The organism is Exiguobacterium sp. TNDT2 (assembly GCF_003331145.1).
Lineage (GTDB): Bacteria > Bacillota > Bacilli > Exiguobacteriales > Exiguobacteriaceae > Exiguobacterium.
Genome location: NZ_QLVE01000004.1, coordinates 12,268 through 37,645, shown reverse-complemented (window position 1 = coordinate 37,645; position 25,378 = coordinate 12,268). Strand labels below are relative to the sequence as shown.

Sequence of the window (25,378 nt, the reverse complement as noted above, 5' to 3'; positions counted from 1 at the left end):
CAGCATGTCCGCTCCCTTCATTTAATGATTGCCGTTCTAAAAAAATGATCGAACAGCTCGATGGCCACATCGATCGCCCGTTCATCCGGATTAAGCGTCGATTGATGGAGTCCCGACCCCATATCATTCACGCCAAGCCAGACCATGAATCCAGGTACTTGCTTCAGCATATAACCGAAATCCTCGCCGGTCATGGCGGGGACACACGTCTTGTACGAATACCCGACTTCTTCGACCACTTCTTCGAATTGGAACAAATAGCGCTCATCGTTGACGACCTCATGATAGCGATTGCCGAACTCGAGATCGATTTGAACGTTATACGTCATTTCCACCCCGGCGATGATTTGACGGATGCGCCGTTCGAGCACGACCATCTCCTTGTCCGATAAGGCTCGAATCGTCCCATCGAGTTTGGCCGTGTCCGCAATGATATTCTCTTTCGTGCCGGCCACGACCTTGCCGATTGAAATGACCGCGCTCCCCATCGGATCGATATTACGCGAGACAATCGTTTGAAGTTGCATGATTAAGGCGGCTTGGACGATGACGGCGTCAATCCCCGCATGTGGGAAGGCCCCATGTCCGCCTTTCCCGTGAATCGTCAGATGCAGTTCACGCGCACTCGCGAACAAGACGCCTGGTCGCGAGGCGATGGTGCCGACCGGGTATTCAGGGGCGACGTGCAGTCCGAACATCGCATCGGGACGGAAATGGTAGAACAGTTCCGACACGGCCATCGGTTCGGCGCCGCCGGGACCCTCCTCGGCCGGTTGGAAAAAGACGACGAGGTCGTGGTCGAGCGGCTTCTCGACGGCACGTTTGATCAACCCAAGGGCGATCGCCATGTGAACGTCGTGACCACAAGCGTGCATCATCCCTTCATGGACCGAGGCGAACTCGAGTCCTGTCTCCTCTAGGATCGGCAAGCCGTCCATGTCGGCTCGGTACCCAATCGTCTTCTCACCGACAAGACCATCAATGCGGACGAACAGGCCGGTACGCCAATGCGAGATGTGTACCCGCGGCGAGTTCAAGGAACGAATCAATTCCTCAAGCGTCGCCTGTGTCTTAAACTCTTCGTAGCCTCGTTCTGGAATCAAATGTAATTGTCGTCTCGCTTCAATTGCCCAACTCATTCCACACTCTCCTTTGTCACTTCATCCACGATTTCCCAAAACGCCTTCACTTGTGCCAACTCAAGCATCGATTCGGTCGACAACATCCACGTATCTCGAACGAGAGGGGTCCCGTTCGACGAGGTGAGCGGAATCTTATTGATCGCCTCGACATCGCGAATCGTCGACTCCGGTAAAATCGCAAACCCGATGCCGTGGAGTGCCATCTGTTTGCACGTCTCAATTTGGTCGACAACGAGCGTTGTGAGAGGGGGGCTCGAGAACCGTTCTTGCCACCATTCAAGAATCTCTTGGTAATACGTTGAGTCGCTCTTGAATTGTATGAAGGAACGCTCGTTATTTTTCAATTGTTGTAAATCGGTCATCCGTAGGTCGACGAGGTGAAGTGAATCCGAGAACAGTTTCATCTTTTCTCCGCGCCAATCCGGATTTCCTCGAATGATGCCAATATGAAAGTTTTCTTCAAGCATATAACGCATCATCTCACTCGACCAGCCTGTTACGAGCTTGACACGTACAGAAGGATAACGCTCCATGAATCGTTTCAAGACGCGAGGCAACCAATATTGGCCCATAATCGAAGCGACCGCGATCTTGAGCGTCCCATACACTTCACCTTGCTTGGCCGTCAGCTCGCCTCGCAGTTCTTGTTCTTCGCTATACATTTTTTTTGCGAATTCAATAATTTTTTCACCGTCTGGCGTGAGCGCAAGGCCACGAGTTGAACGGACGAAAATTTTCTTGCCCCACTGATGCTCGATCGTGACGAGCCGTTGACTGAGCGCGGGTTGGGACACGAATAAACGCTCCGCCGCTCTACGCATGTTCAACTCTTCGGCGAGGACGATCAACACTTCCACTTCTGATACTTGCATGACGTCACCTATTTCTCTATCGTTTCAAAGATTGTATACTGGATACGTTATTGCTTCACTGTATCATATCATGTTAATCGATTCATTTTGAATCATCAGGAGGTAATCTCATGCAACGTCATCATTTTGCTTTTATTGTCGCCACCATCGCGACGCTCGGCAGCCTTTATTTCTCAGAGATCATGCTGTACGTGCCATGTAAGTTATGTTGGTTCCAACGCATATTTATGTATCCGCTCGCCATTTATTATTTGACAATTCTCCTGTCTAACCGTTCCGTTAACAAATTGTTCGTCGGTCTCATGGCCGGTGCGGGATGGGCAATCGCCCTCTATCACGTCATTCTCGAACGGATCCCGAACGGTGACGCCTTCTGCAGCAACGACTGCTTGATTCGTTGGGTGAACTATTTTGGATTTCTTACAATCCCGCTCCTCAGCTTGATCGCGTTCACGCTCATCTTACTCATCCAATTCGCGCCGACACGCTCGAAGCGCTAATACATGATACACAAAAGAACCGGTCTAAGAATCGGTTCTTTTGTGTGATTAAATCGCGCGTCCCTTTCGGCGCCCATGCTTTCCGCGGGCAATCCCGGTGCCGCATCGCGACGGTCTGACTGTCCAGTGCCAAAGCCGGCACTCGAACTCCTAAGGGAGAGCGATGCAAGGATGACCCCGTAAAGCGCGATTCGCGCTGCGGAGGCATCCGCATCGCCCCAGGAACGGAGGGTACCGGCAAAGTCAATACAGAACTTGGTTCATCATACAAAAAAAGAACCAACCCGTGGGCTGGTCCTCTATGCTCACTGCCACCACTCGTCGTAGAGCGAGGCCGGCATATGGTGCTTGTGTCGTGACCGTTTAAAAATCGTCTCGATTCGTTTTGCGATATCCGGGTCGATGTCTTTCCCTTCCAAGTAATCATCAAGCTGATCATATGTCATCCCGAGGGCGACTTCGTCCGGGAGACCTGGTTTGTCATCTTCGAGATCAGCCGTTGGCACTTTATAAATCAAACTCTCATGGGCCCCGAGTTCATGGAGCAACGCCTTGCCTTGACGTTTGTTGAGTCCTGTAAGTGGTGTCAAGTCGGCCGCACCGTCCCCATGCTTCGTGTAAAAACCCGTCACATATTCAGCCGCATGATCTGTCCCGATGACGAGCGCGCCGAATGTGGCTGCGATATCATACTGTACTTTCATCCGCTCACGCGCTTTCGTGTTCCCTTTATGAAAATCACCTAACTCAAGTCCGGTCGCTTGTTCGAACGCTTCAGCCGAAGCGTCAACGGCAGCCTTCACGTTGACCGTAAATGTCTTGTCCGGTCGGATGAACTCGAGGGCACGTTTGGCATCGGCTTCGTCATGTTGCTCGCCGTATGGGAGACGGACAGCGTAGAACGTGTAATCCGCGCCCGTTTCTTGACGCAATTCTTCCATCGCCTGCTGCCCAAGTTTACCCGCGAGTGTTGAGTCTTGTCCTCCTGATATTCCGAGCACGAGCCCTTTTGCCCCGGCCTGTCTGACGTAAGTCTTTAAAAAATCAATGCGCCGTCGAATTTCTTCAGCCGGGTTGATGACGGGTTTGACGTGTGTCGATTCGATAATGTGTTGTTGCATACTCCATTTCCTCCCTAGGTGGTATTCGTTTGCCTCATTGTCTGACAATCCGTAGATGCCGTCAACTTGTTTCATTCCCGAAAAAAAACGACGGAAACCTCGGTTTCCGTCGTTCGTTTATTGGATGCGGAACGAAGAGACGTCCCCGCCGATTGGCGTCATCTCCAAAAACAGTGTTTTCCCAGCCTGAGGTTCTTCATCTAAGAGAACGCCGAACGTAAAGCCGCCGCTTGTCACTTCTGCCGCGCCTTGGGCATACAGGGTATGACCGTCCGACACACTCCACTCAAACTCTTCGACGTCCGTGAAGCCAGACACGTCGATGGTGCTGCCGTTCAAGTTAATCACGACATCACGGAACGCACCGTTCGTTTGCGCCGGCTGGTCGCTCGGTTCCTCAGTAGATTCTTCAGTCGTCTCTTCTGTCGGCGTCTCGAGCGCTTCAACAGTCAAAGCGTGTTGGTCCGTGACTGCCATCTCAGGCGCACCTTCGACTTGAGCCAGACCGATGAAGTCTACCGTATAATCCCCGGCTTCCAGCACGAGCGGGAAGACCTCGTCGAATACTTTCTTCTCTCCAGGTGCCCACGTCTCTTCAATTATTGATTCCGTGAACATATATTCACTGCCATAATCAAAAGTTGTCGTATCGCCTTCCCTAACCGTCATTTGAAAACGTTGAGACGAGTTGAACGTTACCTGGACCGGTTCTTCGTTCGGATTAGTCATCGAAACCGTCGCCGACAATTGCTTCGCTTCGGCGTCATAGCTCACGTTCGTATCGAGCGTCAATAAAGCAGGCGGCGTCGACGCGTTTCCGTCCACATCACTCGGGTTTGCTTCTTCGCTACTGCACGCTGCCACAACCAACATCATGACCGTGACGATGGCCAATAACCAAATTTTCTTCACGTATGCCACTCTCCTCTAAAAAATAAAAAAACGTCTATAGCACTAGTGTAAACGTTCGTGCAGACGTTTGTAATAGGTTTACGCATATTATTCACCTTTATTATGAAACTTGGATGTTTTCCACATACTGTTGCCAACCTGTCATGAACAACACGTCAGCGACGTCGATGTCGGGACGAACTTGTGCAGAGATCGAGAACGTTTCACTATGAATCGACTCAAAAATGACCGTAATCATGTCATCGACGACTTCCTTATAGGCTACGAGTTCTGGGGTTTCTGCAAAAAGCATCATGAGTATGGCTCCTTTTTCGGTATAAGATACTTCTAGTGTAGCAACGATTCACAAATAAAAACGTCCCATCGTTCGACAGGTTCTCAAACCTACTAACTCACCTGTCGAATAACTGGTATCGATTGTTAGTCATTTGGATGAATTAACAATTTATATCCCTAAAAAGAGAGACAAATCGCATAATGACTTGTCTCTCTTCCCTGTAACTGTAAAAAGTGATTTGATTAATTTGTCGAATGATTGTTATTTCGTCCGATTCGAAATTTGTTGCCACACTGTCCCGAGCGCTGTTTCTCCGCTCGTGATTCGTTCTTTGGCAAGGCGAGCTTGGAGAGAAACTTCGAACTCACGGTCTTCCTCGGCAAGTTTCAGTGCCGGTACAGCCTCGTCATCGCCGCAATCAAACAGGAAGCGGGCGGCCCGCCAACGAACGAGCTTGCTCTTATCTTTGAGCGCCTCGATCATGGACGGTTGCGACTGCGGCAACGCCCAATCGGATACCGTATCGCCGGCCGTACGCCGGACGATCGGTGACGAGTCCACGAGCGCCTGTTCGATATACGTGACGTACTCTTCCCGGTTCTCCTCGAACATGCCAATCATAACGACCGCTTGGCGACGAATCGCCATCACTTTATCCTCAAGCGCTCGGCGGAAGTACACCATGTTGTCCGGGATAATCTCGAGTTCATCCAAGAACGCCAATCGTACTTTCCAATCGTCCGATTGCAACTGGTTCGCATTCGCCTCGTAGTCGGCTTCCCTTCCGAACGCACGGGCGACGATACGCGCGACCCGTTCTTCAGGATAGGCCGCCTCAAGTTCTTCTTGGGCGACAACGCTCACCTCTTCGAGTTCTCCGTAGCGCGGAGCTTGTTCGACCCAACGCCGGTCTTGAATGATATTTTTCACTTGAGCCTGCACGTCGAGTGCAGCATCGACGAACCGTTTCGACAAACCGACGCGCTTCTCCGAGTCTCCTTTGACGAGTTTCAACTGCATCGGGACATCGAGCACGAACTGGACCGACACGTGTACCGGTTCATAATCTGCCGCCATTTGATTTGACTCGACTTCTGGCACGTCTTCCCCGAATGCGCGGCGAATCTCATTCATCACGTCGTGCCAATCATGCTTCGGATGGCGTTCGACGGCGAGGAAATCTGAGACGGCATAGACCGACTTGACCCCGCGCAACCCGACGATTTCCTCGATAATCGGGGGCATATCAAGGCTCGCCTTATCATATGTGACGCCTCGACCCGTAAATGCTGGCTCCACGATAATCTTCAAGTTGTTTGGACTTGGAGTTGGTTCAATTGCTACTAGTTTCATTCTCATCACCTCACTTTCAATCGTGACGAAAACGACAAAAAAACGCAAGCGAGTCGCTTGCGTCGTGAAGATCAAAATAGGGCAATGAACTGTCGGAGCGAATAACGGTCTCCTTCGACGATAAATGTATCGTCCCCGGCGACCGGCTCGAGGAAGAAACGTTTCTCTCCATCAGCCTTGACGTATCCGAAAATATGGCCCGTCTGATAGAATAATTCTACAATCGTGACCCGGCCGAATGTCATCCCATCATTGATGACTGCTCGGTCCTCTAACTCGCCGCCATTGTACAGTTCAATATATGTTTCCATGTTTTGTTGTCGCTCCCTTTGTGTTTGTTTTCACAATTCATTTCTATCAAACATTCAAAGCGACTTCAAGTTATTTTTTTGCGTGACGCTTCCAAAAATCAATCCAATTATAATACTCCGATAACACTCGATTGATTTGTTGTCGCGATGTTTCATCATGTAATCCACTCTCATCAATCTTTTCTTTACAATGAGTGATAAAAATTTCATTTCCTGGTAAAACGTTAGCACGATTTGTGGCAAATACTTGACGAAGATGAATTTGACAACGCGCCGTCCCGAGCATCCCTGGAGACGCACCGGCAATCATGACAGGTTTGTCCCGAAGCGGCGTGCCCGGTTCAAGGGAAAGCCAATCGATTGCGTTCTTTTAGACGCCCGGGATACTGTGATTGTATTCTGGCGTGACGACGAGGAGTCCATCTGCCTCACGCACAGCCTGTTTAAATGCGAGCACGACATCAGGTTCATCCGGGTCAATCAAGTCATCGTTATAGAGCGGCATCTCAATCGAGATGATTTCGACATCGAATCGGTCTTGACCTAGTTCAATGATTGAATGAAGTAACGCCGTATTGAACGATGCTTTTCGGAGGCTTCCTGATACGGCAACCAGTTTATATTTAGACATGCCGCACCTCCGTGAGCCAGTCGTTGATGAGACGGGCTTCTAATTCGGGTTCCTCCATCATTCCCATATGGCTGCCTGGGACTGTATACCTCGTGTGATGCTCCGCACCTAGAAAAGCACGGTCAGCGTCCATATTAGGATCCTTGTGCCCATAGAGGAAGAGGCCGGGCAGGTTCGTTTCGCGCACGGTCTTTGTCTCGTCAACCCGGTCACGAATGGCAATCTGGGCCGCGATGATTCCTTCTTTTGACATCTCATACCCGATTTGTTGTGCACGCTCGATCAAGGTGGTGTCTGAGTCAGACGCAAACACACCCGGGATCATCAAATCGATAAACGGATGGGCCCCTTCTTCCATCACCCGTTCGATTGCTTGATTCCGTTTGGCTTTTATTTCTTCCGAGTCAGCCGCCGCCGTCGAGTGAATCAAGCCAAATCCTGACAACTCGGCCGGATAACGGCGAACGAGGTTTGTCGTGATGTAGCCCCCAAATGAATGGCCGAGCACGATTGGCCGATTGAGTTCCCGAAGCCGCATTTCAGTACGTACCCAATCCGCGAACTGGTCCATCGTCTCCGGTCCCGCCTCGGTCCCGGCATGACCCGGTAGCGTCAGCGCATACACATCCGCATCGAGCAGTGGGATGAGTTCCTCAAAATAGTCAGGCGACCCACATAAGCCGTGCAATAGTACAAGTTGTCTCATCATCTTTCCTCCCTCTCATTCCACTCCTCTTTCAAGAGACGATACATCGTCAAGTCTAGAAAACGACCGTGACTATACGCATAATCCCGCAACAGCCCTTCTTGAGTGAATCCAAGTTTCTGCACCAATCGATTCGACCCTTCGTTTTCCGGGGCGACGAGCGCAGAAATACGATGAAACTTGAATTCATCGAATCCATGACGAATCGCAGCCGAGGCCGCCTCATAAGCAACCCCGCGGCGCCAATGGCTCGGCGCGACTTCAAAACCGATTTCGGCTCGAAAGTATTGTGGCGTCCAGTTATGAAAACCGATCGTCCCGACCAGTTCATTTGTCTCGCGATCGCAAATCGCCCAACGAATTGCTTTACCTTGCTGAAACTGATCTTTAAAATATGCGATGACGTTCTTCGCTTCATAAACGGCTAACAAAGGGTCCGAACCGTAATAGCGCATCACTTCCTCGGTCGAGAGAATTACATAGAGCGCCCTTGCGTCACGAGGTTCAAGCTCCCTTAAGATGAACCGACTCGTTATGAGTTCGGGAAAACTTTTTTTCAGCCCCCACATATGGAATCCGCCTTTCTGTTTCTTTTCTTCAATTATAACCGTTTACCCGATATCACGATGACCTCAATCCTCTTCTACCGTTCAAACATGGCACTCTTAAGAGAGATTTGCTAGAATTATTCTATAGTGACTTTGAACTGAGGGGATAAACATGTCGAAACAGCTGTTTTACATTAAACAAGACCGTGACCTGCAACGTTTTACACTGCACGGCGTGACGTTAGGCGATGTCACTGAGGCTTTAGCACTTGCCCGCCCGATGATTATCTGTCGTACGGACGTAAAAGGAATGAGACAGTCGTCCCGGACCAGATTCCGCTATATCGAGGCGCACGAATTGTCGACGTTCTCGACGAAATACTTAAACAATCAAACAAGCTTCACTGCCATCGATTTTCCCGACTATCATCTGCTCGAATCATTATCAGACCATGAAATCGCCGAGATTTTGTTCTTCAGCCACATGGAACGAGGCTTAAAGGGACCGTTCCTCAACTCGATTCAAAACGAGATTGCTTTTTTTAATGAGTCAAATGACCGTCACAGCAGCCTTTACATCAGAGACTGGTCGACGATCAGCCAGTTTCTTCAAAGCGTGTTGCAAAGTAAGCTCGACCGGGACATCCGAAACATCAGTTTCGCCCCGATTCCCATCCCGGTCATCGATGAGATTTTGGCGCTGTCACCGCAAGGCTTGATCATCGACTTTGACCATACGAAACGGAGTCTATTCAATCGCCAAGTGTCGATCGCCTTCTATGTCGCGGGACGATACGAGGATATGTCCGTCCTTGAGGAAGACTTCGACGCGAAAAAAGAATCCATCGCGCTGAAAGGTCAATTAACGTATCGTCGACGCACGTGGGAAATCGAACGATTTTGAGTTCATCCCTGCATAAATCTTTTTCGAACCTGGTCCAATCAGGTTCTTTTTTGTTATCCCGGCCATAAAGATTACACTCCGAATCCCTCAGTGAGGCGCCTGTGATACTATTTTTGAAAATTGATAACAAATTGTCTTAATTTTTCGTTAAATTAAGTCTTTTCTTTTATGCCGAGGGCGGTATACTAGGAATAACCTTCTGGAGGAATGGAAGGCAATATAGAGAAAGCGAGGTGAAAATCTATTCATCACGCCGATGGATAGATCCACGAGATGGAACAACTGAAAGTACAAGGAATATCTTCGTTCACCAAGTTTGCGACGAATGGGAAAATGCTGAAACTAAAAGATGCAGTAGCCGGCGAGCAACGGATTTCGCTTCAAGAAGCGACTGATATTCAAGTCTCGATGCTCGACGAGGACCATTCGCGCTTCACTATATTCGGTCAGTCACACCCACTTGTCGAACTGACCCTTCCTCACCATTCTTGTGAAGTGTTACACGCCTGGTTATTACACAAGTTAAAACGACAAAAAATCAAATTGGCTTCTAACGCCTAACACAAAGCGCATCTCTCTTATGAGGATGCGCTTTGTTCATTTTTTCTATATACAGTCACGCCTCCATGTTTCGCTTCCCCCACGACTTCAAACATCCAGCCCTTGTCCATTAACAGCGAACGGACCGTTAAAAACTCGTCTTTTGGCACGAGCAACTCTTCGACCGAACCGTCGAGAAGTTCTTGAATCTTTCGTTCCCATTCATTCATTGCGCGTCACCTCTCTCCGTTTATTGTCGATTCGCCCAGGCGAACAATCCTTCACTCGTCAGCATCACATTCCCAGGTACAAATATGTCTTCTGGGACACGGGCATGCGACGCGACCGGTTCATCGATGGCAAGCACGACCGGTTCGCCGAATTCTCGTTCGAGATAACTAGCCGCAAACGCGACCTGCTCGACTTGCGAGGTGACGCCTGCATTTTCCATTGCGTTGTCATAGGCCTCGTCCCGCTCATTATTCCTCATCAAGATACGCCCTGATTCAAGGATGGCGAATGGGGGCTTCGCATCGACATGAAACACTTCATAGGCTCGGTAAGCCGTTTCATCACATGACAAGAACGGCACGAAGCGATGCTTTCCTGTCCATTTCTTCAATTGAAACAACGTCCGCATCGTCGTGAACGACTTGGCCCCAAAAGCGTCCTTTTCGACCAGGATTGTCGGCGCTTCTGTCGCATCCGCTCGGTCTCGGTTCATAAACAACCATGTTTCAACTTGTGTGACGAGAATCAATTCTGTCTCCTCCTTACTATTTCTGAACCTGCCATGATGATCAGGGCGACGATCCAGCCTCCGATGACGTCACTGAAATAGTGGACGTTCAAGATGACCCGGCTGAACGAGACGCCTAACGTCAGCATGACAAGTAAAATCAACCCCGTTACACTTCCAAAGCGTCGATACACCCATATGGCGATCAATCCATATAATGCGAGTGACCCTGAGGCATGGCCGCTCGGGAAACTGTATGTCGTCGCGTCGAGTGCAGCATCGATTGACGGCCGGTCGACACCAAAACTAAGTTTCAGCCCTTGCGTCACAAGTAGCGTCGTGATGACGACACTCGGTAAGCGATACGCCTCGAACCGGTCACCCCGCCACAAAAAATAAAGCATGCCGATAAACGACAGGCCAATCAATACCTTCACGCTCCCGAGCTCGGTCACGTAGACGAACAACGGTCCGGCGAGCGGCTCGAGCGCAGACGTGACGAACCGGTCGATTGGCACCACCCAACCTAAAACGACGAACACCGAGAAGAGAACGAATCCAATCGTCCCGGTGATCGCCAGCGTTTTCGAGCGAGAAGTCATCAATATAACCCTTTTCGTTCCCGCATCTCTTCTTCCCCAAAGTCGGTCATGTCACGTAGCCGGTGCGCCAAGCGTCCCGATGCGTTCGCCGCAATTGCGCCTACAATGTCATCCATAAACGTATGGACTTGTCCGTCTTCCATTTTTGTATCGAGCTGCTTAATGATGCCAATCTTCGCTTTGTCTAAGTATCCGAACGTCGTGACGGCAATGGAACCATATGTGTTGACGGCCCCGATGGCGATTGTCTCATCAACACCGAACAAGCCTTCGTCCGAAGCCACAATCGATAAAAGCGGCTCGGACAACTGACCGCGTTCGGCGAGAATGTCTAGTTCTGATCCGACGAGAATCGCATGTTGGAGCTCGCGTTTATCTAACACGGCCTCGACCGATTCCGTGCAGTCTTTCAATGATAAGTGAGGCGAATATGGCGCCTGCATTTGATAGACGATCTCGGCGATCGATTCAATCGATACGCCCCGTTCAATCAACCTGGCCCGTGCGGCCTCGCGTACGTCTCGTGAGTGTGGTACATATTTCATCATTTAGGCGGGAACACTCCCGCTACACATCCTTTCATCTCGAGATGGTATTTCTCGAAGTACTCAATCTCTATTATACTGAAAACTCGAAAAAAAGACTAAGCCCGCTTTGACTTCATTCAATAAATCAGTCATCATAAAAAAGTAGACCACTTTATAGAGGGGGAACTGGAATGAAGATTGGGGTAGTCTTATTTCCATCAAAACAAGTTCAAGATTTCGCCAACTCGTATCGGAAACGGTATGACACGAAGTACGCCTTGATATCACCACACGTGACACTCAAGGAACGTACAGAGATTGACGAAGCCGATTTACCGAAAATACTCGAGTATTTGCAACAAGTCGCCGACACGACTAAGCCAATTCAATTAAAAATCGACGGGGTCCGCTCGTTCGCACCGACGAACAACGTTCTTTACTTGAAGGTGTTGCCGACGCGCGAATTATCAGCGCTTCAGGACAAGCTTCATGAGGGACTCCTCAACCAGCCTCCAAAATATGATTTCCTGCCACACATCACCATCGGTCAAGATTTGACTGATGCGGAACTATTCGATGTGCTTGAACGGATGCGGATGGAACAGGTTCATTTTGAGGAGACCGTCAACCGCATGGCTGTCATGTATGAGCTCGAAAACGAAACATGGAACGTCTATGAGACGTTCCGGTTCCGCGGATAAGATTACACGCTCCGGTCGACAAATCGACCGGGGCTGTTTTGTTGCTCGGCTTCTAACCATTCTTCTTGGCGCGGCCTGATTCGTTGGACACGTTGAATCCGCGTGACCGGCTCAAGATGTGCCCGTTCCGTCGGTTGAACTTGGCGATTTCCATATTGGACGACTGTGAAATCTATCTGATAAGGACCCATGATCCAACCTCCTTCACAAGTCCTTACCCGTAATCGATTCAAAATAATACAAAAAAAAGAGCGCATCGTTGCGCTCTGTTGCAAAATCACAAAATATGATATCCACTGTCAACGTGAATGATTTCCCCCGTCACACCGCTGCCCATGCTCGACAACAAGAACAAGCCCGTCGAGGCCACTTCTTCTGCCGACACATTGCGACGTAGCGGCGCCTTCTGCTCAAGCTCAGACAAGATACTGTTAAAGTCGCCGACACCTTTGGCTGACAACGTGCGGATCGGTCCTGCCGAGATCGCGTTCACGCGGACGCCGTGAGGGCCATATTCGTTCGCCAAATATTTGACGCTCGAGTCGAGGGCGGCCTTCGCGACACCCATCAAGTTGTAGTTCGGGACGACGCGCTCACCGCCGAGGTACGTGAGCGTGATGACCGATGCGTTTTCTGCGAAATACGGTTTGGCCGCTTTGACGACGGCCGTCAAGCTGTACGCCGAGATGTCGAGCGCTTGTGCGAACTGGCCGCGTGTCATTTCGGAGAACTCGCCGCGAAGTGCTTCTTTGTCGGCGAAAGCGATCGAGTGGGCAATTCCTTGAACCGGACCTGCTTGCTCGTGAATCGTACGGAACGTCTCGTCAATCGCTTCGTCGTTCGTGACGTCGCACTCTAAGAGTAGCGCTTCCCCGTTCAAGTCGGCCGCGAGCGACTCAAGACCTGACTTGAAACGTTCAGCCGCATACGTGAGGACGAGCTTCGCGCCTGCTGCGTCGAGCGTCTTTGCGATCGCCCATGCGATCGAGCGTTTATTGGCAATTCCCATGACGACATACGTCTGATTCGTTAACGTTGGATAGATGGACATCGTAAACTCCCCTTTTTAGTACCTGGTTATAACATCTGTTATCAGATTACAGAATGGTGTCTGTTTTGTCAACTAGCGTGTAACGTATTGCGATTTTTTTAACTTACGGTAAGATAAAATACGTATAGAAAGGGTGAGACGACTTCATCATGAACCGCATTCAATCTTATTTAAGAAGTTTAGACACGACACTTTTGACAATCGTCTTTTTTTTGATGGTCATAAGCCTCGGCGCCATCTACACGGCACAACCGATGCTGCCGACACGATTACAACATATCAACTTCGCATTCGATCAAGGGATTCGTTATATTCTCGGATTCGTGGCCATGTTCGCCATTATGACGATCGAGTACGAACAGTTGCGAAAAATTCACTGGTATCTCTATTCCTTCGGGCTGCTCCTTTTAGTGGGGTTGATTCCGCTTCGGGATACGACACTCGTTCCAAATATCAATGGAGCATATGGCTGGTATAACGTGCCTGGTTTCAGTTTTCAACCGGCCGAATTCATGAAGTTGTTTTTACTCATCTCCATGGCTACGATCGTCTACGACCATAATAAACGCTACGGCTCGTCCCAACAGGATACGTGGCTGTTAACGAAGCTCGTCCTACTCGCCATACCGCCACTCGGACTGATTGTGACCCAGCCAGACTTAGGGACCGGCCTGGTTCTCATCACGATGCTCGGCGCCACCATCATCGTCTCCGGCATCGGCTGGAAGTGGTTGCTCGGTCTATTTAGCGCTGCTGCCGTGACGATCGGCGGCTTCATGTACTTGTTCTTTGCCCATTTCGAGGTGTTGCAAAGCTTTGTGCCGGGCCATGCCTTGAATCGTTTCCAAGCCTGGATTTACCCGTATGAGTATTCTGACGATTTGGCCTTCCAATTGATTAAATCGCTTCAGGCGATCGGGTCCGGTCAAATGTTTGGGGCCGGCTATGGCCAAGGGTTGGTCTACCTGCCAGAGTCGCAGACCGATTTCATCTTCGCCGTCATCGCTGAACATTACGGGTTCATCGGAGCGGCCATCGTGATTATCGTCTTCTTTCTGTTCTTATATCGGATGATCCATATTGCGCTTGAAGCGAGCAGCCCGTTCGGCAGTTATATCGTGACCGCAGTCATCGCCATGTTCACGTTCCAGATTTTCCAAAACATCGGCATGACGATCGGTGTCCTTCCAATCACCGGTCTGACGTTACCGTTCATCAGTTACGGGGGGACCGGGATCATCATGAACATGATCGCCATCGGCCTCGTCATGAACGTCGCTTCAAAATCAAAATCGTATATGTTCGACGACGATTGAAAAAACAGTCCCGCGCTCAGCTGAGTGCGGGACTGTTTGTATTATGCTTCAAGTCGAAAGTCACGCGGGTATGTCGCCTCAATGACGAGTCTCTCCCCCGTCATCGGGTGGCAAAACGTCGCCGAGGCGCTATGGAGCGCGTGACGGTCGAGCACAGGCTTGCCGCCATACATCGTATCCCCAAGAAGTGGATGTCCAATATGGCGTAGATGGACGCGTATTTGATGCGTCCGCCCGGTCTCGAGAGCAATCGTCAGCGTCGTATACGCCCCGATCGGCTCCGCCTCAAGGATATGGGTCACAGCGTGTTGTCCGTCTGCCGTCACGATTCGCTCCATGATTGAATCCGGGGCGCGACCGATCGAGGCGTCAATCGTCTGTGGCGAAACATCCCCTTCGACGAGAGCGAGATACGTCCGTGCCAATCCCCCGGTCTGTTGCAATTCACTGAATCGATGGTGCACGTACGCATATTTTGCGAACAAGACGACGCCGCTCGTGTCACGATCGAGTCGATTGATGACGTGAATCGCCGACTGCAACCCGATTCGCCCGTAGTATCCGAGGACCGCATTGGCGAGCGTGTCATCCGGATGGAGCCGGGACGGGATCGTCGCGATCCCCGCCGGTTTATCGACGGCGAGCAAGTAGTCGTCCTCAAACAAAATCGTAAGCGGACGTGACGTGCGGACCATCGTCTCCGCAGGCTGTTCGACCGGGAAATGAACCGTCACGTCATCGCCTTCGCTGATGTCATAGCGTACCGTCCTCGGCTCCCCATTTACGAGGATGAGTCCCCCTTGTTTAATTTGGGTTAACATCTTGCGTGAGATGCCGCAGTCTGTCATTAAAAAATCGCGCATCGGGACGTTCGTCCCCGCGACGCGATGCAGTGTGAATCCATACATCGGTTACTTCCCTTCCTCAATGAACGATTCCCGGACCCGTCGCCAAAATGGGAACGGACGGAACCGGGCAAACGTGACTTTTTCTTTCGCGACCGCACAGCGAATCGAGCGCACGTTCGACCAAGACACCGCCTCTTGGTGATCGAACGCAAGTTCAAATTCTGTTTTCGTGTGCGGTTCGATTTTCACTTGATGATGTTTCGGCAACAAGAGCGGTGAACCGATCGTCCTGTAAACCAAGTTATTGATCGACGCCATCTCGGTCACTTGAATCGCTTCAATCGACGGATGGACGATGGCCCCACCGAGTGCTTTGTTATAGGCCGTCGACCCGGATGGTGTCGAAATGCACAACCCATCCCCGCGGAACGTCTCGAAATAATCGTCACGAATCGACAAATCGCATACAAGCGTCCGCTTGTAGTTTTTAATCGTACACTCGTTCATGGCGAGCTGCCGTTCAGTCGTCCCGTCCTCATAATCGATCAGCACCTCGACAAGCGGATAGGACACCGGTTCAAATGATTCGCTCGTGATCATTTCCGTCAACTCGTCGAGCTCGTCCGGTTGCCAGTCGGCATAGAACCCAAGATGGCCCGTATGGATCCCGACGAGGAGCGTATCATCAAGCCGGTCGATATATTCATGGAACGCTTGAAGCATCGTCCCATCCCCACCGACCGAAACGACGATTCGCGGTTCTTTCGAGACGGTATGCCCTGCTTCGGTCAATTTATTCGTCAACTCGCGCGCAAGATCGGCCGAGCGCGCGTCACCCCGTGCTACAATCGCAAATTGCATACCTTGACCCCCTAATCTTGATCCGTTTGGACGTTCATTTCTTTATCCCGGAACACTTGCTGTGCATCTTGAATCTCGACACGAAGCTGACTCATCTCAGCATCGAGCAGGAATGCCGCCTCAGCGGCTCGGCGTAAGCGTTTTTGGACTTCGATCGGCATATCCCCATCGTATTTATAATTGAGCGAGTGTTCGATCGTCGCCCAAAAATTCATCGCGAGCGTCCGCACTTGAACTTCGACGAGCGTTGGGAACTCACCATGGATTGTCTGCACCGGGTACTCAAGAATCAGATGATAGGAACGGTAGCCCGACTCCTTTTGGTTCGTGATATAGTTCCGTTCCTCGACAATTTTAAAATCGGTCCGGTGATGAAGCAGCTCGAGGACATGGACAATATCGTCTACGAATTGACACATGATGCGGAGCCCGGCGATGTCTTGCATTTCCGTCGACAACTTGTCGTAAGGAATTTGCTTGCGTTTCGCCTTCTCGAGAATGCTGCCGACCGGTTTGACCCGTCCCGTGACAAACTCGATTGGTGAATGGTCGTTTTGAGATTTATATTGTTTCCGAATCGCTTTGAATTTTACTTTCAGCTCATCGACCGCGATTTGATACGGTACTAAAAATTGATCCCACTCCATTGGTTGCATATGCTGTCACCACTTTCGTTCGTTTCGGAAAACCCTGCTCTTTCCGTATGTATCCGATTGTATGGTATCATAAACGAACAATTGTTCATAGAATGGAGCGATAATTGATGACCCAAGAAGTGGAAATTGAATTTAAATCGATGTTGACGAAAGACGAATACGATGCGTTGCTCAACGCCTATGGCTTAACGGACAAAGTAAACTGGCAGGCAAATGACTACTTTGACACGCCGGCATTCGAACTGAAAAACCACGGGGCCGCCCTTCGCATCCGTGAGAAAAAACATGGCCAAGTGCTGACACTTAAACAACCGCATGAAGTCGGATTGCTCGAGACGCATGCCACCATCACTGAAACAGAAGCCGAGAACTTGTTCAAGTACGGCATCATCCACGACGACCAGATGAAAGAAGCGCTCGCATCGTTTCATTTGAGCGGTCCGCTCGAACATCTGGGCCGCCTTGAGACGAAACGTGCAGAATTCGAGACGCCGGAAGGTCTGATCGTCCTCGACGAAAGTCATTATTTGGAGATTCACGACTACGAAATCGAGTTTGAAGTGACCGATGAGGCGAAAGGAAAAATTGCCTTTGAACAGCTTCTTCACCGCCACGGCATCCCCTTCCGTCCTGCCAAAAATAAAATCGTTCGATTCATGGAAGAAAAAATGCGTCGAAGCCAAGGTTGAGCAGATACGTTGCCAACCTTTTTTTTTCGTTGCTACAATGAGCATACGATATATTTGATTTTGTTTAGGAGAGGAGGCGACACAATGGAACTTGAACAATGTAATGAGTCATTCTGTTCATTGGAAGAATCTTCTATCCAAGTAACATATAAGCCATTAGAGTTATTCTATTTCATGGATATTTCAGATCCGGACGGGCTTCATGTGATGACACTCATTAAAAAACTCGAACTCGAATACGGGCATTTGATTCGTTTCCGTATGGTTTCGACGGTTCCTAGTTGTGTTGGCGGATGTCAAGAAGAGGTTCGCCTTCTCACGATGATTAAGGCTATGGAGTTGCAAGGAAGACGTCATGCGATGCGTTTCATGCGTCATCTGCATATTAATAACATCTTTTTGAAGGATGACTCTAGTGACAGCGACTTATGGGAAATTGCCCGGTCGTTCGTCAGTTATGGACTCGACATCGATGAACTGGCTGCCGATATCCAATCCAATCAATTGCTGAGCGCATTGGCAGTCGACCACGAGATCTTGAAAGACTGGGAAATCGAATCGCTTCCCGCCTTGACGTTCGTCACGCGTGACGAAGCGCTCAAAATCGAAGGGCTGTACCCGTATGACGTCTATCAGGCGGTCATGGTTGAACTGCTCGGTTATGTCCCGAGCCGTGAGACCGATTGGAATGTCGAAAAAGTATTAAGCCATTATGATACTTCGACGATTACCGAGCTCGCTTTCATTTTAGAACTCGATAAGCCGATTATCGAAAGAGAGCTAAAAAAATTGTCACTTCAACAACGTTGTCGACCTGTCCCGGGCTGCAGCGGTCAAGCTTGGGCGACGAATAAATAACAAAACCCCACGGCCGGGGAGCCGTGGGGTCTTTTGATGTTTTCCGCGGGGACAGAAAACATCGTTACCCGAGTCTCTATATAGATCACAGGTTGGGAGAAAGTTTACGGTCAATAAAGGGGTTTGTGATTGATTTCACACTTATAATATACCGAGACGAGCACGACATGACAAGCACTTTGTTCATATTGTCACATAATGTTCACGCCTCGCTTTTTTCATTGAAACAGTAACGCTTCCATCTCGTCGAGCACGGACTCGAACTGATCGAGCGCGGCGAGCACCGGTGCTTTCGTCGTCATATCGACTCCAGCCGCCTTCAACACTTCAATCGGATAATCGCTCGACCCGGCCTTCAAGAACTTGTCGATGTAACGACGGACGGCCGGTTCCCCTTCGTCCATGATTTGTTGCGACAGTGCGGCCGACGCCGAGATGCCCGTCGCATACTGATAGACGTAGTAGTTGTAGTAGAAGTGCGGGATGCGTGCCCACTCAAATGCGATCTCGCCATCGATGACGAGCTCGTCCCCGAAGTAACGTTTGTTGAGCTCGAGATACGTCTCGTTCAAGTACTCAGGCGTGAGCGAGACACCGTCTTGGGCCGCCTTATGAATCATATGTTCGAACTCGGCGAACATCGTCTGACGGAACAACGTCCCGCGGAACGTCTCGAGCTGATTGTTCAAGAGATAGAGCCGCTCTTGACGGTCCGTGCGCGTCTTCAACAAATAGTCGTTCAAGAGCGCCTCGTTCGTCGTCGATGCCACTTCGGCCACGAAGATCGAGTAGTCCCCATATGGATACGGTTGCGTCGCCCGCGTGTAATGGCTATGGACCGAATGACCGAACTCGTGCGCGAGCGTGAACAAGTTGTTGACGTTGTCTTGCCAGTTCATCAAGATGAACGGCTGCGTATCGTACGCGCCTGAAGAGTAAGCGCCACTTCGTTTGCCACGCGTCTCACGGACGTCGACCCAGCGTGAATCGAGACCGTCCTTGACGATTTGGACATACTCGTCCCCAAGCCGTGCTAGCCCCTCGACCATCAAATCTTTCGCTTCATCGTATGGGATTTTCATGTCCACATCTTTCACGAGCGGCATATACAAATCATACATATGCAACTCGTCGACACCAAGTGCCCGCTTCCGGAGCGCGACGTATCGATGCAACAAGTCGAGACGTTCGTTCACCGCTTCGACGAGACCGTCGTATACCGTTTCCGGGATGGCGTTATGATGGAGCGCCGCTTGGCGGGCGCTCTCGAACTTGCGGACCGTCGCATAGAAGTTGTCTTTTTTCACGCTGCCCGATAACGTCGAGGCGAACGTATTCAAATATTGTTCGTACGTGCCATACATCGCCTTGAATGCGCCTTCGCGGACGCTGCGGTCACTTGATTCGAGGAACGTGATGTAGCGTCCATGCGTCAATTCGACGTCTTCGCCTTGCTCGTTCTTCACTTTCGGGAATTTCAAATCGGCGTTGTTGAGCATGCCGAACGTCGAGCTCGACTGGCCGAGCACGTCACCGGCCTGGGCGAGAATCGCCTCTTCGGCTTCCGTCAACACGTGCGGACGCTCTTGCGCCAACTCGTCGAACGCATGGCGATAGACGTGGAGTGATTCGTGCTCATTCATGAACGCCTCGATTTGGTTCTCATCGATGGCGAGCAGTTCCGGCGTCATGAACGCGAGCTGAGCCGAGATTTGAGCGGCAAGCGAGCCCGCCCGGTCATTCAACGCTTGATAATGACTGTTCGACGTATCTTCGTCATAACGCATATGGGCGTATGTATACAGTTTATGCAGCTGACGCGAGATGTCGTCGCGAAGTTGTAAGCCTTCAAACAAGGAAGATGCTGACTCTCCGAGTTTTCCTTTATATGCCACCAAAGCCGGCACGTTCGCCTTCAACGTTTCGAAATCTTGTTCCCACGCTTGATCGTCCGCATAAATCGTCTCCAGGTTCCACGTCTCCTCGACGGGTACTTGTTGTCGTGTAAGTACTTCTGACATATGTCCACTTCCTTTTTCTTAGTTTGTATACGATTTCGCCATGAATCGCTGAAACCCTTGAAAATATCGAAAATCGTGAAGCAACGCCGTGTCTAACGTCTTAGGCACGTGCCAATCACGCACTGCTTCAGTCACATCGAATACGTTCAACAGTTGTCTCCATTGTACTTCAAACGCTTGGAGAAAGTCGCTTGTCGGGGTCACGTCGAACTGACGGCACGTCTTCTCGATGCTCCAGCTGACGGAGTCTCCAGGGCAATCCCGTCGATTCAAGTAGAGCACCGTCTGGAACATGAACGGATGGACGTGGATGCCCCAGAGCGAAGATAACGGCAAATAACAGTAGCTCGGCAATAAAGAAGGCAACATCCCGAGCGGATACAGTCGGTTCAAGACGAGTTTGCGGTAATGTGGCGTCGGATAGGGCGGGGTCATACGCCGTCGCCGGACGAGTTGAACCCATTGCTGGGCGTCGAAACGATAATAGGATTCGAACGGCGAACTAGAGAATGACGAAACGGGTTCCCAATGCCCAACACCGCGTCGAACTGATGTCGGGAACCCGATGAAACGATAAAGTGCTTGCTTCCAAGGGACAAGGAGACCATGCCGTCTGAACAGCTCGTGACGCATCCACGGCTGCAACGAAGGCCAGGCACTAGGTTCTAATCCGCTCGCCAACCAAAGGACGTCGAGTCCATGTTCCGTATAATACTGTGTCCGCTCGCCATATGACTCGACCGAGAGTGAGGACGCTTGGATTTCAACGACGATTCGCTCAACACATCGTGTCGCGATTAAATCGGCACGACGCGTGCCGATGACGACTTCTTGCTCGACGGTGTAACCTTGTGTTTGAAGCCACTGCCGAACACCCCATTTGTCTTCGTGGTGCCCCGTCGACTCACCTCGTCCGCACGGATGGACATGTGCGAAATGAAGGCGTCGTCTCGCGCCTTGTTTAACGATGACCCGTTCTCCGCATTCCGGGCAGACAAAAGGGGCAAACGGTTTGACCCGTCCCCGACTGAGCATAAGGGCATCGACATACCCTCCTGTTTGATCGATGGCAAACCGCATCCCGCTTCCCCCTTATAGTAGTGGTGAAAACATTCGGGCCAATGACTCGACGAGTTTGATTAAATAGGACCGTTCTGAAAACTCCTGTAACTCTAACTCATGGGACCCTTCAAAGTCTTTATAGAGATCTTGTTTGAGTTGATGGACAGAGTTCGTATTATACAGAAGCGCGTTCACCTCGAAATTGAGATGGAAGCTCCTGAAGTCCATATTCGCCGTCCCAATCGTCGCCAACCCGTCGTCGACAACGATGACTTTCGAATGCATGAACCCTTCCTCATACAAATAAATTTTGACCCCGGCGCTGAGCAGCTCCTCAAAGTACGACCGACTCGCATAAAACACGATTTTATGATCCGGATAGCTCGGGAGCACGATTCGGACATCGATTCCGGACAGCGAAGCCGTTTTGAGCGCGCTCATGATATCCTCGTCTGGTATCAAGTACGGTGACGAGATATACACCGATTTTTTTGCAGCGTTGATGAGCGCGAAATAGATTGACTTCATCGTCTCATACGGTTCATCCGGACCACTCGCTACAATTTGCACGCCTCCGCTCGCACTCCGTACCGTCTCGAGCGGTTCGAGATAGAACGGGGTGAATAGGCGCTCCCCCGTCATATAGTACCAGTCCTGCAAAAAGATCAGTTGAAGTTCGGACACACCTTCCCCTCTGACGTATAGATGCGTATCACGCCAAAATCCGAACTTCGAATGCTCACCCAAATATTCGTCGCCGACGTTCAATCCGCCCGTGAATGCCTCCGTCCCGTCGATGACGACGATTTTTCGATGGTTCCGGTAGTTCGTCCTACTCGAAACGAGCGGCAATACGACCGGAAAGAAAGCTTTAACGTGGACGCCCGCTTGGCGCATCTCGTCGAAAAATGTCCCGCTCGTATGAATCGAGCCGACCGCGTCATATAGAAAGCGCACCTCGACCCCTTCCTTCGCCTTGGCAATCAAAATGCGTTGAATTTCCCGAGAAATACGATCTTCCCGGAAAATATAATATTCGAGATGGATGTGACGCGTCGCCCCTTTCAAAGCTGGCAACAGTTTTGAAAACTTTTGTTGCCCGTTCGTCAGCACTTGCGTATACGTGTTCGATGAGACCGGTAATTGATTGAGTGACGACGTCAGATGGAGCAGCTTCTCATAATCGTCATGGGAGAACATGAGGGACGGCGACAACGTCATCGCTTTCTGCCGATAGGCGAGGTACGTCTCTTCATCGAGCATCGCTTTCTCTTTGAACATCCGCTTCCGGCGATAGTTTTGGCCGAATACGAAATAGGCGAACAGCCCGACGACCGGGAAGCCAAGCATGACGATCGCCCAAATGAGCGTGCGTTGCGGATTACGGTTCTCGAGCAAGATGACGAGCAAAATGCTCAACGTCGTCAAAAAGACGAGCACTGAGAACAAGCCGATCACTTGGGAGCTCCAGTAATATGATAATACGGCAATGAGACCTGCGAGCAAAATCAGGGATAAAAGGACTTGTATGCGTCGCAACATATTATAAACTGACCCCGTTTCTATCTTGTATTATCATAATTATACAACTTAACGCCATCTTTTGAGGGGAGCGAATAAGATATGGGCACATTTTTAATTACGGGAGCAACGAGCGGAATCGGACGGGCCGTCGCCCTCCGATTAGCGGAGGAAGGGCATGACGTCATCGGCGTCGGCCGGGACGAGGCACGAGGCGAGGAAATCGAGGCAGTCTCTGCTCGCATCACGTTTATGGCCTGCGATTTGTCTCGGCCTGACGACATCGAGGCGATGATGGACGAGCTCAAAGACCGGGTCATCACGTTAGACGGACTATTCAATAACGCTGCGACGTTCGGGCGCCCCGGGACGCCCGAACGCTTGCCGGCGTCCACGTTCGATGATGTCTTCGAACTGAACGTGCGCGCTGTGAATCGGCTCATCCAACGCGCCCTCCCACTCTTGGCCGATGGAGCAAGCGTCGTCAACAACGCCGCCATCGTCGGGCACGTCAAATTCCCACCGATGCTCGGTCCATACGCCGCCTCCAAAGCGGCTGTCATTGCTTTGACGAAGACGTTCGCCCACCGGATGAAAGGTAAAGTCCGTTTCAATGCGGTCTGTTTCGGTCCGGTCGACACGCCGCTCAGTCACAAGTTATACGGCGGAGAAGCCAAGTTCCACGAGGCGATGACGCATCATTTCCGAGGATATGCCGCCAAACCGGATGAAGTGGCGCCGGTCGTGACCTTCTTGTTGAGTGAGGCGTCGAGCTATATCAACGGCCAAGCCATTACGGTCGATGGGGGCTATACCCTCTCATGATGCACAGAAAGGAAGGGGTCTTCTCGGACCCCTTCCTTTCTCGTTAATCACGTATTTTCCGTGCTTTCGTCATCTGATTCGTCAAGAACGCTTTCTCTCGCGGATGCAACTCCTCTAAATCGAGCGTTTCTTCCAAGTAATCGATGAATTCCTCGAACGTTTCATCGTGCGACGGGTGTGCCTGAATCCGGGCGATTCGAATCGCCTCGAAGACGGACGCCATCACGAAAATATCATGGCTCGCATACGTCTTCACAGGAGCGAATGCCTCAAAAAGCGTCGTTCCCATCGTTTTTCGTTTAACATGCCAATTGCTCGTGTTGTTTGAGAATAAAAAGTCGCCTGCCGGCAATCGGCTCAGTTCGCGTAAAATATCGCCGATGTAGTGAATCGCGTGAATCGCCGTATTCGGATCATTGATGCCCGGTGAGACGCCTTTCAGAGCAATCTCACTCAACTTCTCGATGACGAACGCCGGGTCTTGAATCGATGAACGGATTTCACCGATTTGGAACACGTCGATATCGGGCGCTTCTTCTGCGAGCCAATAGCCGAGAATATCTCCTTCCGCTACAAAGTCCCCGACGGCCACGACCGATTCGAAGTCGACGTCACGGCTCTCCTGCTTCCCGCTCGAGAACAGTTGGACGTAGCCCGTTCGAGAGGCATAGACCGCCTGTCCTTCGAACGTGTGAACCGTTCGTTTCGGGACGATATACATGTCTTCCTCTTCGACCGCCCGTCTCTGGTTTTCAATGACGGATAGCGCTTCGCGGTGCAATGCCGATAAGAGGCGCTCCGCTTGAATCGAGACGCTGATCGTTTGAATGAATTTAACGAACGCCCAAATCGAGCTGACGACGAGCAGGACACTGATGCCTGAAGCGAGTACGACGTCTTCATCCGATGTCCGGATAAGGAACAAGTTCGTAATGCCGTACACCGTCGTCATGATGAACAGGCCGAGTGTATGCTTCGACGCCGAGTTCGTCAAAAAGTTATTGATCGTCCGAGGCGAGAACTGCGACGAATACGTCGTCAAAACGACGAGGATCGTCGAAAAGCTGAACGTCATCATCGTCATGAGGCTCGTGAACGACGAAGACAGGACAGAAGCTGCTGAATCCTTGTCTAAATAAATGATTTCCGGTAACAGCTCGCGAAAGAAGCTTCCAAAATATTGAGTCAGGAACGTTAATGCGATCCCTCCCACTCCGTATAAAAACGGGACGAACCAGGTGCTATCTTCCAACTTTAATTGAATCCGCTTGAGCATCACGACAC

Annotated in this window: 30 protein-coding genes and 1 pseudogene; 8 read left to right on the top strand and 23 right to left on the bottom strand. The window is 50.7% G+C overall.

Annotation, left to right across the window (positions count from 1 at the left end; all coding sequences use genetic code 11):
* Nucleotides 1–17 precede the first annotated feature (17 nt).
* Both DPV68_RS03440 and DPV68_RS03435 read right to left on the bottom strand, forming a co-directional pair.
* Nucleotides 18–1,139, bottom strand: a complete 1,122-nt coding sequence (locus DPV68_RS03440) for an N-acetyldiaminopimelate deacetylase (protein ID WP_114165432.1) — start codon at nt 1,137–1,139, stop codon at nt 18–20.
* Nucleotides 1,136–2,014, bottom strand: a complete 879-nt coding sequence (locus DPV68_RS03435; RefSeq protein WP_114165431.1) for a transcriptional regulator CcpC — start codon at nt 2,012–2,014, stop codon at nt 1,136–1,138. Before DPV68_RS03435 ends, DPV68_RS03440 begins: the two co-directional genes overlap by 4 nt.
* A 110-nt stretch (nt 2,015–2,124) precedes the next feature.
* Between DPV68_RS03435 and DPV68_RS03430 the strand changes: the two genes are divergently transcribed.
* A complete protein-coding gene (locus DPV68_RS03430) occupies nt 2,125–2,514 on the top strand; it encodes a disulfide bond formation protein B (RefSeq protein WP_114165430.1) in 390 nt (129 codons plus the stop codon).
* A 305-nt stretch (nt 2,515–2,819) separates the two neighbouring features.
* On the opposite strand, the gene nadE is transcribed toward DPV68_RS03430, so the two are convergent.
* The 8 genes and pseudogenes from nadE to DPV68_RS03385 all read right to left on the bottom strand — a co-directional run bounded on the left by nadE (nt 2,820) and on the right by DPV68_RS03385 (nt 8,394).
* Nucleotides 2,820–3,635: an ammonia-dependent NAD(+) synthetase gene (nadE, locus tag DPV68_RS03425; RefSeq protein ID WP_114165429.1), complete on the bottom strand. Its 816-nt coding sequence runs from the start codon at nt 3,633–3,635 to the stop codon at nt 2,820–2,822.
* 117 nt (nt 3,636–3,752) lie between these two features.
* Entirely contained in the window at nt 3,753–4,547 is a 795-nt protein-coding gene (locus tag DPV68_RS03420) for a BsuPI-related putative proteinase inhibitor (RefSeq protein ID WP_232819476.1), read from the bottom strand.
* A gap of 100 nt (nt 4,548–4,647) precedes the next feature.
* Nucleotides 4,648–4,842, bottom strand: a complete 195-nt coding sequence (locus tag DPV68_RS03415; RefSeq protein WP_114165428.1) for a hypothetical protein — start codon at nt 4,840–4,842, stop codon at nt 4,648–4,650.
* Nucleotides 4,843–5,085: 243 nt separating this feature from the next.
* Nucleotides 5,086–6,177: a virulence factor gene (locus tag DPV68_RS03410; protein WP_114165616.1), complete on the bottom strand. Its 1,092-nt coding sequence runs from the start codon at nt 6,175–6,177 to the stop codon at nt 5,086–5,088.
* Nucleotides 6,178–6,248: 71 nt separating this feature from the next.
* On the bottom strand, nt 6,249–6,488 hold the full coding sequence (locus DPV68_RS03405; protein ID WP_114165427.1) for a hypothetical protein: 240 nt from the start codon (nt 6,486–6,488) through the stop codon (nt 6,249–6,251).
* 70 nt (nt 6,489–6,558) lie between these two features.
* Nucleotides 6,559–7,119, bottom strand: a pseudogene (locus DPV68_RS15030) (NADPH-dependent FMN reductase).
* Entirely contained in the window at nt 7,112–7,825 is a 714-nt protein-coding gene (locus DPV68_RS03390) for an alpha/beta fold hydrolase (protein WP_157964136.1), read from the bottom strand. The pseudogene DPV68_RS15030 and the gene DPV68_RS03390 overlap by 8 nt, the downstream one beginning before the upstream one ends.
* Nucleotides 7,825–8,394 carry a GNAT family N-acetyltransferase gene (locus DPV68_RS03385; RefSeq protein WP_114165423.1) on the bottom strand — a complete coding sequence of 190 codons (570 nt, stop codon included), beginning with the start codon at nt 8,392–8,394 and terminating at the stop codon, nt 7,825–7,827. Before DPV68_RS03385 ends, DPV68_RS03390 begins: the two co-directional genes overlap by 1 nt.
* A gap of 151 nt (nt 8,395–8,545) precedes the next feature.
* Here DPV68_RS03385 and DPV68_RS03380 point away from each other — a divergent pair, with 151 nt between their 5' ends.
* Together DPV68_RS03380 and DPV68_RS03375 are read left to right on the top strand one after the other, a co-directional pair.
* Nucleotides 8,546–9,277: a hypothetical protein gene (locus DPV68_RS03380; protein ID WP_114165422.1), complete on the top strand. Its 732-nt coding sequence runs from the start codon at nt 8,546–8,548 to the stop codon at nt 9,275–9,277.
* Nucleotides 9,278–9,550: 273 nt separating this feature from the next.
* Nucleotides 9,551–9,838, top strand: coding sequence for an FHA domain-containing protein (locus tag DPV68_RS03375; protein ID WP_114165421.1), 288 nt, complete (start codon nt 9,551–9,553; stop codon nt 9,836–9,838).
* A 17-nt stretch (nt 9,839–9,855) separates the two neighbouring features.
* Here DPV68_RS03375 and DPV68_RS03370 read toward each other — a convergent pair whose 3' ends face one another.
* Genes DPV68_RS03370 through DPV68_RS03355 form a run of 4 tightly spaced genes read right to left on the bottom strand, consistent with a single transcriptional unit; the run spans nt 9,856 to nt 11,703 of the window.
* Nucleotides 9,856–10,047, bottom strand: coding sequence for a hypothetical protein (locus DPV68_RS03370; RefSeq protein ID WP_114165420.1), 192 nt, complete (start codon nt 10,045–10,047; stop codon nt 9,856–9,858).
* A gap of 20 nt (nt 10,048–10,067) precedes the next feature.
* The gene (locus DPV68_RS03365; RefSeq protein ID WP_114165419.1) at nt 10,068–10,577 is read right to left on the bottom strand and encodes a hypothetical protein; all 510 of its coding nucleotides are present in this window, start codon (nt 10,575–10,577) and stop codon (nt 10,068–10,070) included.
* Complete coding sequence (locus DPV68_RS03360; RefSeq protein ID WP_114165418.1) at nt 10,574–11,158, bottom strand: phosphatase PAP2 family protein; 585 nt, start codon at nt 11,156–11,158, stop codon at nt 10,574–10,576. Before DPV68_RS03360 ends, DPV68_RS03365 begins: the two co-directional genes overlap by 4 nt.
* The gene (locus DPV68_RS03355) at nt 11,158–11,703 is read right to left on the bottom strand and encodes a phosphatidylglycerophosphatase A family protein (protein ID WP_114165615.1); all 546 of its coding nucleotides are present in this window, start codon (nt 11,701–11,703) and stop codon (nt 11,158–11,160) included. Before DPV68_RS03355 ends, DPV68_RS03360 begins: the two co-directional genes overlap by 1 nt.
* Before the next feature lie 173 nt (nt 11,704–11,876).
* Here DPV68_RS03355 and DPV68_RS03350 point away from each other — a divergent pair, with 173 nt between their 5' ends.
* Nucleotides 11,877–12,386, top strand: a complete 510-nt coding sequence (locus tag DPV68_RS03350) for a YjcG family protein (protein ID WP_114165417.1) — start codon at nt 11,877–11,879, stop codon at nt 12,384–12,386.
* A 2-nt stretch (nt 12,387–12,388) separates the two neighbouring features.
* Here DPV68_RS03350 and DPV68_RS03345 read toward each other — a convergent pair whose 3' ends face one another.
* Together DPV68_RS03345 and fabI are read right to left on the bottom strand one after the other, a co-directional pair.
* Nucleotides 12,389–12,577 carry a hypothetical protein gene (locus tag DPV68_RS03345; RefSeq protein ID WP_114165416.1) on the bottom strand — a complete coding sequence of 63 codons (189 nt, stop codon included), beginning with the start codon at nt 12,575–12,577 and terminating at the stop codon, nt 12,389–12,391.
* Nucleotides 12,578–12,663: 86 nt separating this feature from the next.
* Nucleotides 12,664–13,437 (bottom strand): enoyl-ACP reductase FabI, encoded by a 774-nt coding sequence (gene fabI, locus DPV68_RS03340; RefSeq protein ID WP_114165415.1) that lies wholly within the window; start codon nt 13,435–13,437, stop codon nt 12,664–12,666.
* 149 nt (nt 13,438–13,586) lie between these two features.
* Between fabI and DPV68_RS03335 the strand changes: the two genes are divergently transcribed.
* Nucleotides 13,587–14,753, top strand: coding sequence for an FtsW/RodA/SpoVE family cell cycle protein (locus DPV68_RS03335; protein WP_114165414.1), 1,167 nt, complete (start codon nt 13,587–13,589; stop codon nt 14,751–14,753).
* A 41-nt stretch (nt 14,754–14,794) separates the two neighbouring features.
* Here the strand turns inward: DPV68_RS03335 and DPV68_RS03330 are convergent, their stop codons facing one another.
* From DPV68_RS03330 to yjbM, 3 genes are read right to left on the bottom strand one after another with little or no spacing between them, the layout of a single operon-like run.
* Complete coding sequence (locus DPV68_RS03330; protein ID WP_114165413.1) at nt 14,795–15,661, bottom strand: RluA family pseudouridine synthase; 867 nt, start codon at nt 15,659–15,661, stop codon at nt 14,795–14,797.
* Nucleotides 15,662–15,664: 3 nt separating this feature from the next.
* Complete coding sequence (locus DPV68_RS03325; RefSeq protein WP_114165412.1) at nt 15,665–16,462, bottom strand: NAD kinase; 798 nt, start codon at nt 16,460–16,462, stop codon at nt 15,665–15,667.
* 11 nt (nt 16,463–16,473) lie between these two features.
* Complete coding sequence (gene yjbM, locus DPV68_RS03320; RefSeq protein ID WP_114165411.1) at nt 16,474–17,118, bottom strand: GTP diphosphokinase; 645 nt, start codon at nt 17,116–17,118, stop codon at nt 16,474–16,476.
* Between the two features lie 107 nt (nt 17,119–17,225).
* Here yjbM and DPV68_RS03315 point away from each other — a divergent pair, with 107 nt between their 5' ends.
* Together DPV68_RS03315 and DPV68_RS03310 are read left to right on the top strand one after the other, a co-directional pair.
* Complete coding sequence (locus DPV68_RS03315) at nt 17,226–17,807, top strand: CYTH domain-containing protein (protein ID WP_198662233.1); 582 nt, start codon at nt 17,226–17,228, stop codon at nt 17,805–17,807.
* Nucleotides 17,808–17,891: 84 nt separating this feature from the next.
* Nucleotides 17,892–18,665, top strand: a complete 774-nt coding sequence (locus DPV68_RS03310) for a DsbA family protein (RefSeq protein WP_114165410.1) — start codon at nt 17,892–17,894, stop codon at nt 18,663–18,665.
* 218 nt (nt 18,666–18,883) lie between these two features.
* Here DPV68_RS03310 and pepF read toward each other — a convergent pair whose 3' ends face one another.
* From pepF to cls, 3 genes are read right to left on the bottom strand one after another with little or no spacing between them, the layout of a single operon-like run.
* The gene (gene pepF / locus DPV68_RS03305; protein WP_114165409.1) at nt 18,884–20,686 is read right to left on the bottom strand and encodes an oligoendopeptidase F; all 1,803 of its coding nucleotides are present in this window, start codon (nt 20,684–20,686) and stop codon (nt 18,884–18,886) included.
* 18 nt (nt 20,687–20,704) lie between these two features.
* Entirely contained in the window at nt 20,705–21,766 is a 1,062-nt protein-coding gene (locus tag DPV68_RS03300) for a competence protein CoiA (protein ID WP_114165408.1), read from the bottom strand.
* Nucleotides 21,767–21,778: 12 nt separating this feature from the next.
* Nucleotides 21,779–23,290: a cardiolipin synthase gene (cls, locus tag DPV68_RS03295; protein ID WP_114165407.1), complete on the bottom strand. Its 1,512-nt coding sequence runs from the start codon at nt 23,288–23,290 to the stop codon at nt 21,779–21,781.
* 81 nt (nt 23,291–23,371) lie between these two features.
* Between cls and DPV68_RS03290 the strand changes: the two genes are divergently transcribed.
* Nucleotides 23,372–24,094, top strand: coding sequence for an SDR family NAD(P)-dependent oxidoreductase (locus DPV68_RS03290; RefSeq protein WP_114165406.1), 723 nt, complete (start codon nt 23,372–23,374; stop codon nt 24,092–24,094).
* 43 nt (nt 24,095–24,137) lie between these two features.
* On the opposite strand, the gene DPV68_RS03285 is transcribed toward DPV68_RS03290, so the two are convergent.
* Nucleotides 24,138–25,370 (bottom strand): DUF2254 domain-containing protein, encoded by a 1,233-nt coding sequence (locus DPV68_RS03285; RefSeq protein WP_114165405.1) that lies wholly within the window; start codon nt 25,368–25,370, stop codon nt 24,138–24,140.
* Nucleotides 25,371–25,378 lie beyond the last annotated feature (8 nt).

Excerpts from the sequence above, each read along its gene's own strand:
- DPV68_RS03440 (WP_114165432.1), bottom strand. The coding sequence starts at position 1,139 with ATGAGTTGGGCAATTGAAGCGAGACGACAATTACATTTGATTCCAGAA.
- DPV68_RS03435 (WP_114165431.1), bottom strand. The coding sequence starts at position 2,014 with ATGCAAGTATCAGAAGTGGAAGTGTTGATCGTCCTCGCCGAAGAGTTG.
- DPV68_RS03430 (WP_114165430.1), top strand. The coding sequence starts at position 2,125 with ATGCAACGTCATCATTTTGCTTTTATTGTCGCCACCATCGCGACGCTC.
- nadE (WP_114165429.1), bottom strand. The coding sequence starts at position 3,635 with ATGCAACAACACATTATCGAATCGACACACGTCAAACCCGTCATCAAC.
- DPV68_RS03415 (WP_114165428.1), bottom strand. The coding sequence starts at position 4,842 with ATGATGCTTTTTGCAGAAACCCCAGAACTCGTAGCCTATAAGGAAGTC.
- DPV68_RS03410 (WP_114165616.1), bottom strand. The coding sequence starts at position 6,177 with ATGAAACTAGTAGCAATTGAACCAACTCCAAGTCCAAACAACTTGAAG.
- DPV68_RS03405 (WP_114165427.1), bottom strand. The coding sequence starts at position 6,488 with ATGGAAACATATATTGAACTGTACAATGGCGGCGAGTTAGAGGACCGA.
- DPV68_RS03390 (WP_157964136.1), bottom strand. The coding sequence starts at position 7,825 with ATGAGACAACTTGTACTATTGCACGGCTTATGTGGGTCGCCTGACTAT.
- DPV68_RS03385 (WP_114165423.1), bottom strand. The coding sequence starts at position 8,394 with ATGTGGGGGCTGAAAAAAAGTTTTCCCGAACTCATAACGAGTCGGTTC.
- DPV68_RS03380 (WP_114165422.1), top strand. The coding sequence starts at position 8,546 with ATGTCGAAACAGCTGTTTTACATTAAACAAGACCGTGACCTGCAACGT.
- DPV68_RS03375 (WP_114165421.1), top strand. The coding sequence starts at position 9,551 with ATGGAACAACTGAAAGTACAAGGAATATCTTCGTTCACCAAGTTTGCG.
- DPV68_RS03370 (WP_114165420.1), bottom strand. The coding sequence starts at position 10,047 with ATGAATGAATGGGAACGAAAGATTCAAGAACTTCTCGACGGTTCGGTC.
- DPV68_RS03360 (WP_114165418.1), bottom strand. The coding sequence starts at position 11,158 with ATGACTTCTCGCTCGAAAACGCTGGCGATCACCGGGACGATTGGATTC.
- DPV68_RS03355 (WP_114165615.1), bottom strand. The coding sequence starts at position 11,703 with ATGAAATATGTACCACACTCACGAGACGTACGCGAGGCCGCACGGGCC.
- DPV68_RS03350 (WP_114165417.1), top strand. The coding sequence starts at position 11,877 with ATGAAGATTGGGGTAGTCTTATTTCCATCAAAACAAGTTCAAGATTTC.
- DPV68_RS03345 (WP_114165416.1), bottom strand. The coding sequence starts at position 12,577 with ATGGGTCCTTATCAGATAGATTTCACAGTCGTCCAATATGGAAATCGC.
- fabI (WP_114165415.1), bottom strand. The coding sequence starts at position 13,437 with ATGTCCATCTATCCAACGTTAACGAATCAGACGTATGTCGTCATGGGA.
- DPV68_RS03335 (WP_114165414.1), top strand. The coding sequence starts at position 13,587 with ATGAACCGCATTCAATCTTATTTAAGAAGTTTAGACACGACACTTTTG.
- DPV68_RS03330 (WP_114165413.1), bottom strand. The coding sequence starts at position 15,661 with ATGTATGGATTCACACTGCATCGCGTCGCGGGGACGAACGTCCCGATG.
- DPV68_RS03325 (WP_114165412.1), bottom strand. The coding sequence starts at position 16,462 with ATGCAATTTGCGATTGTAGCACGGGGTGACGCGCGCTCGGCCGATCTT.
- yjbM (WP_114165411.1), bottom strand. The coding sequence starts at position 17,118 with ATGCAACCAATGGAGTGGGATCAATTTTTAGTACCGTATCAAATCGCG.
- DPV68_RS03315 (WP_198662233.1), top strand. The coding sequence starts at position 17,226 with ATGACCCAAGAAGTGGAAATTGAATTTAAATCGATGTTGACGAAAGAC.
- DPV68_RS03310 (WP_114165410.1), top strand. The coding sequence starts at position 17,892 with ATGGAACTTGAACAATGTAATGAGTCATTCTGTTCATTGGAAGAATCT.
- pepF (WP_114165409.1), bottom strand. The coding sequence starts at position 20,686 with ATGTCAGAAGTACTTACACGACAACAAGTACCCGTCGAGGAGACGTGG.
- DPV68_RS03300 (WP_114165408.1), bottom strand. The coding sequence starts at position 21,766 with ATGCGGTTTGCCATCGATCAAACAGGAGGGTATGTCGATGCCCTTATG.
- cls (WP_114165407.1), bottom strand. The coding sequence starts at position 23,290 with ATGTTGCGACGCATACAAGTCCTTTTATCCCTGATTTTGCTCGCAGGT.
- DPV68_RS03290 (WP_114165406.1), top strand. The coding sequence starts at position 23,372 with ATGGGCACATTTTTAATTACGGGAGCAACGAGCGGAATCGGACGGGCC.
- DPV68_RS03285 (WP_114165405.1), bottom strand. The coding sequence starts at position 25,370 with ATGCTCAAGCGGATTCAATTAAAGTTGGAAGATAGCACCTGGTTCGTC.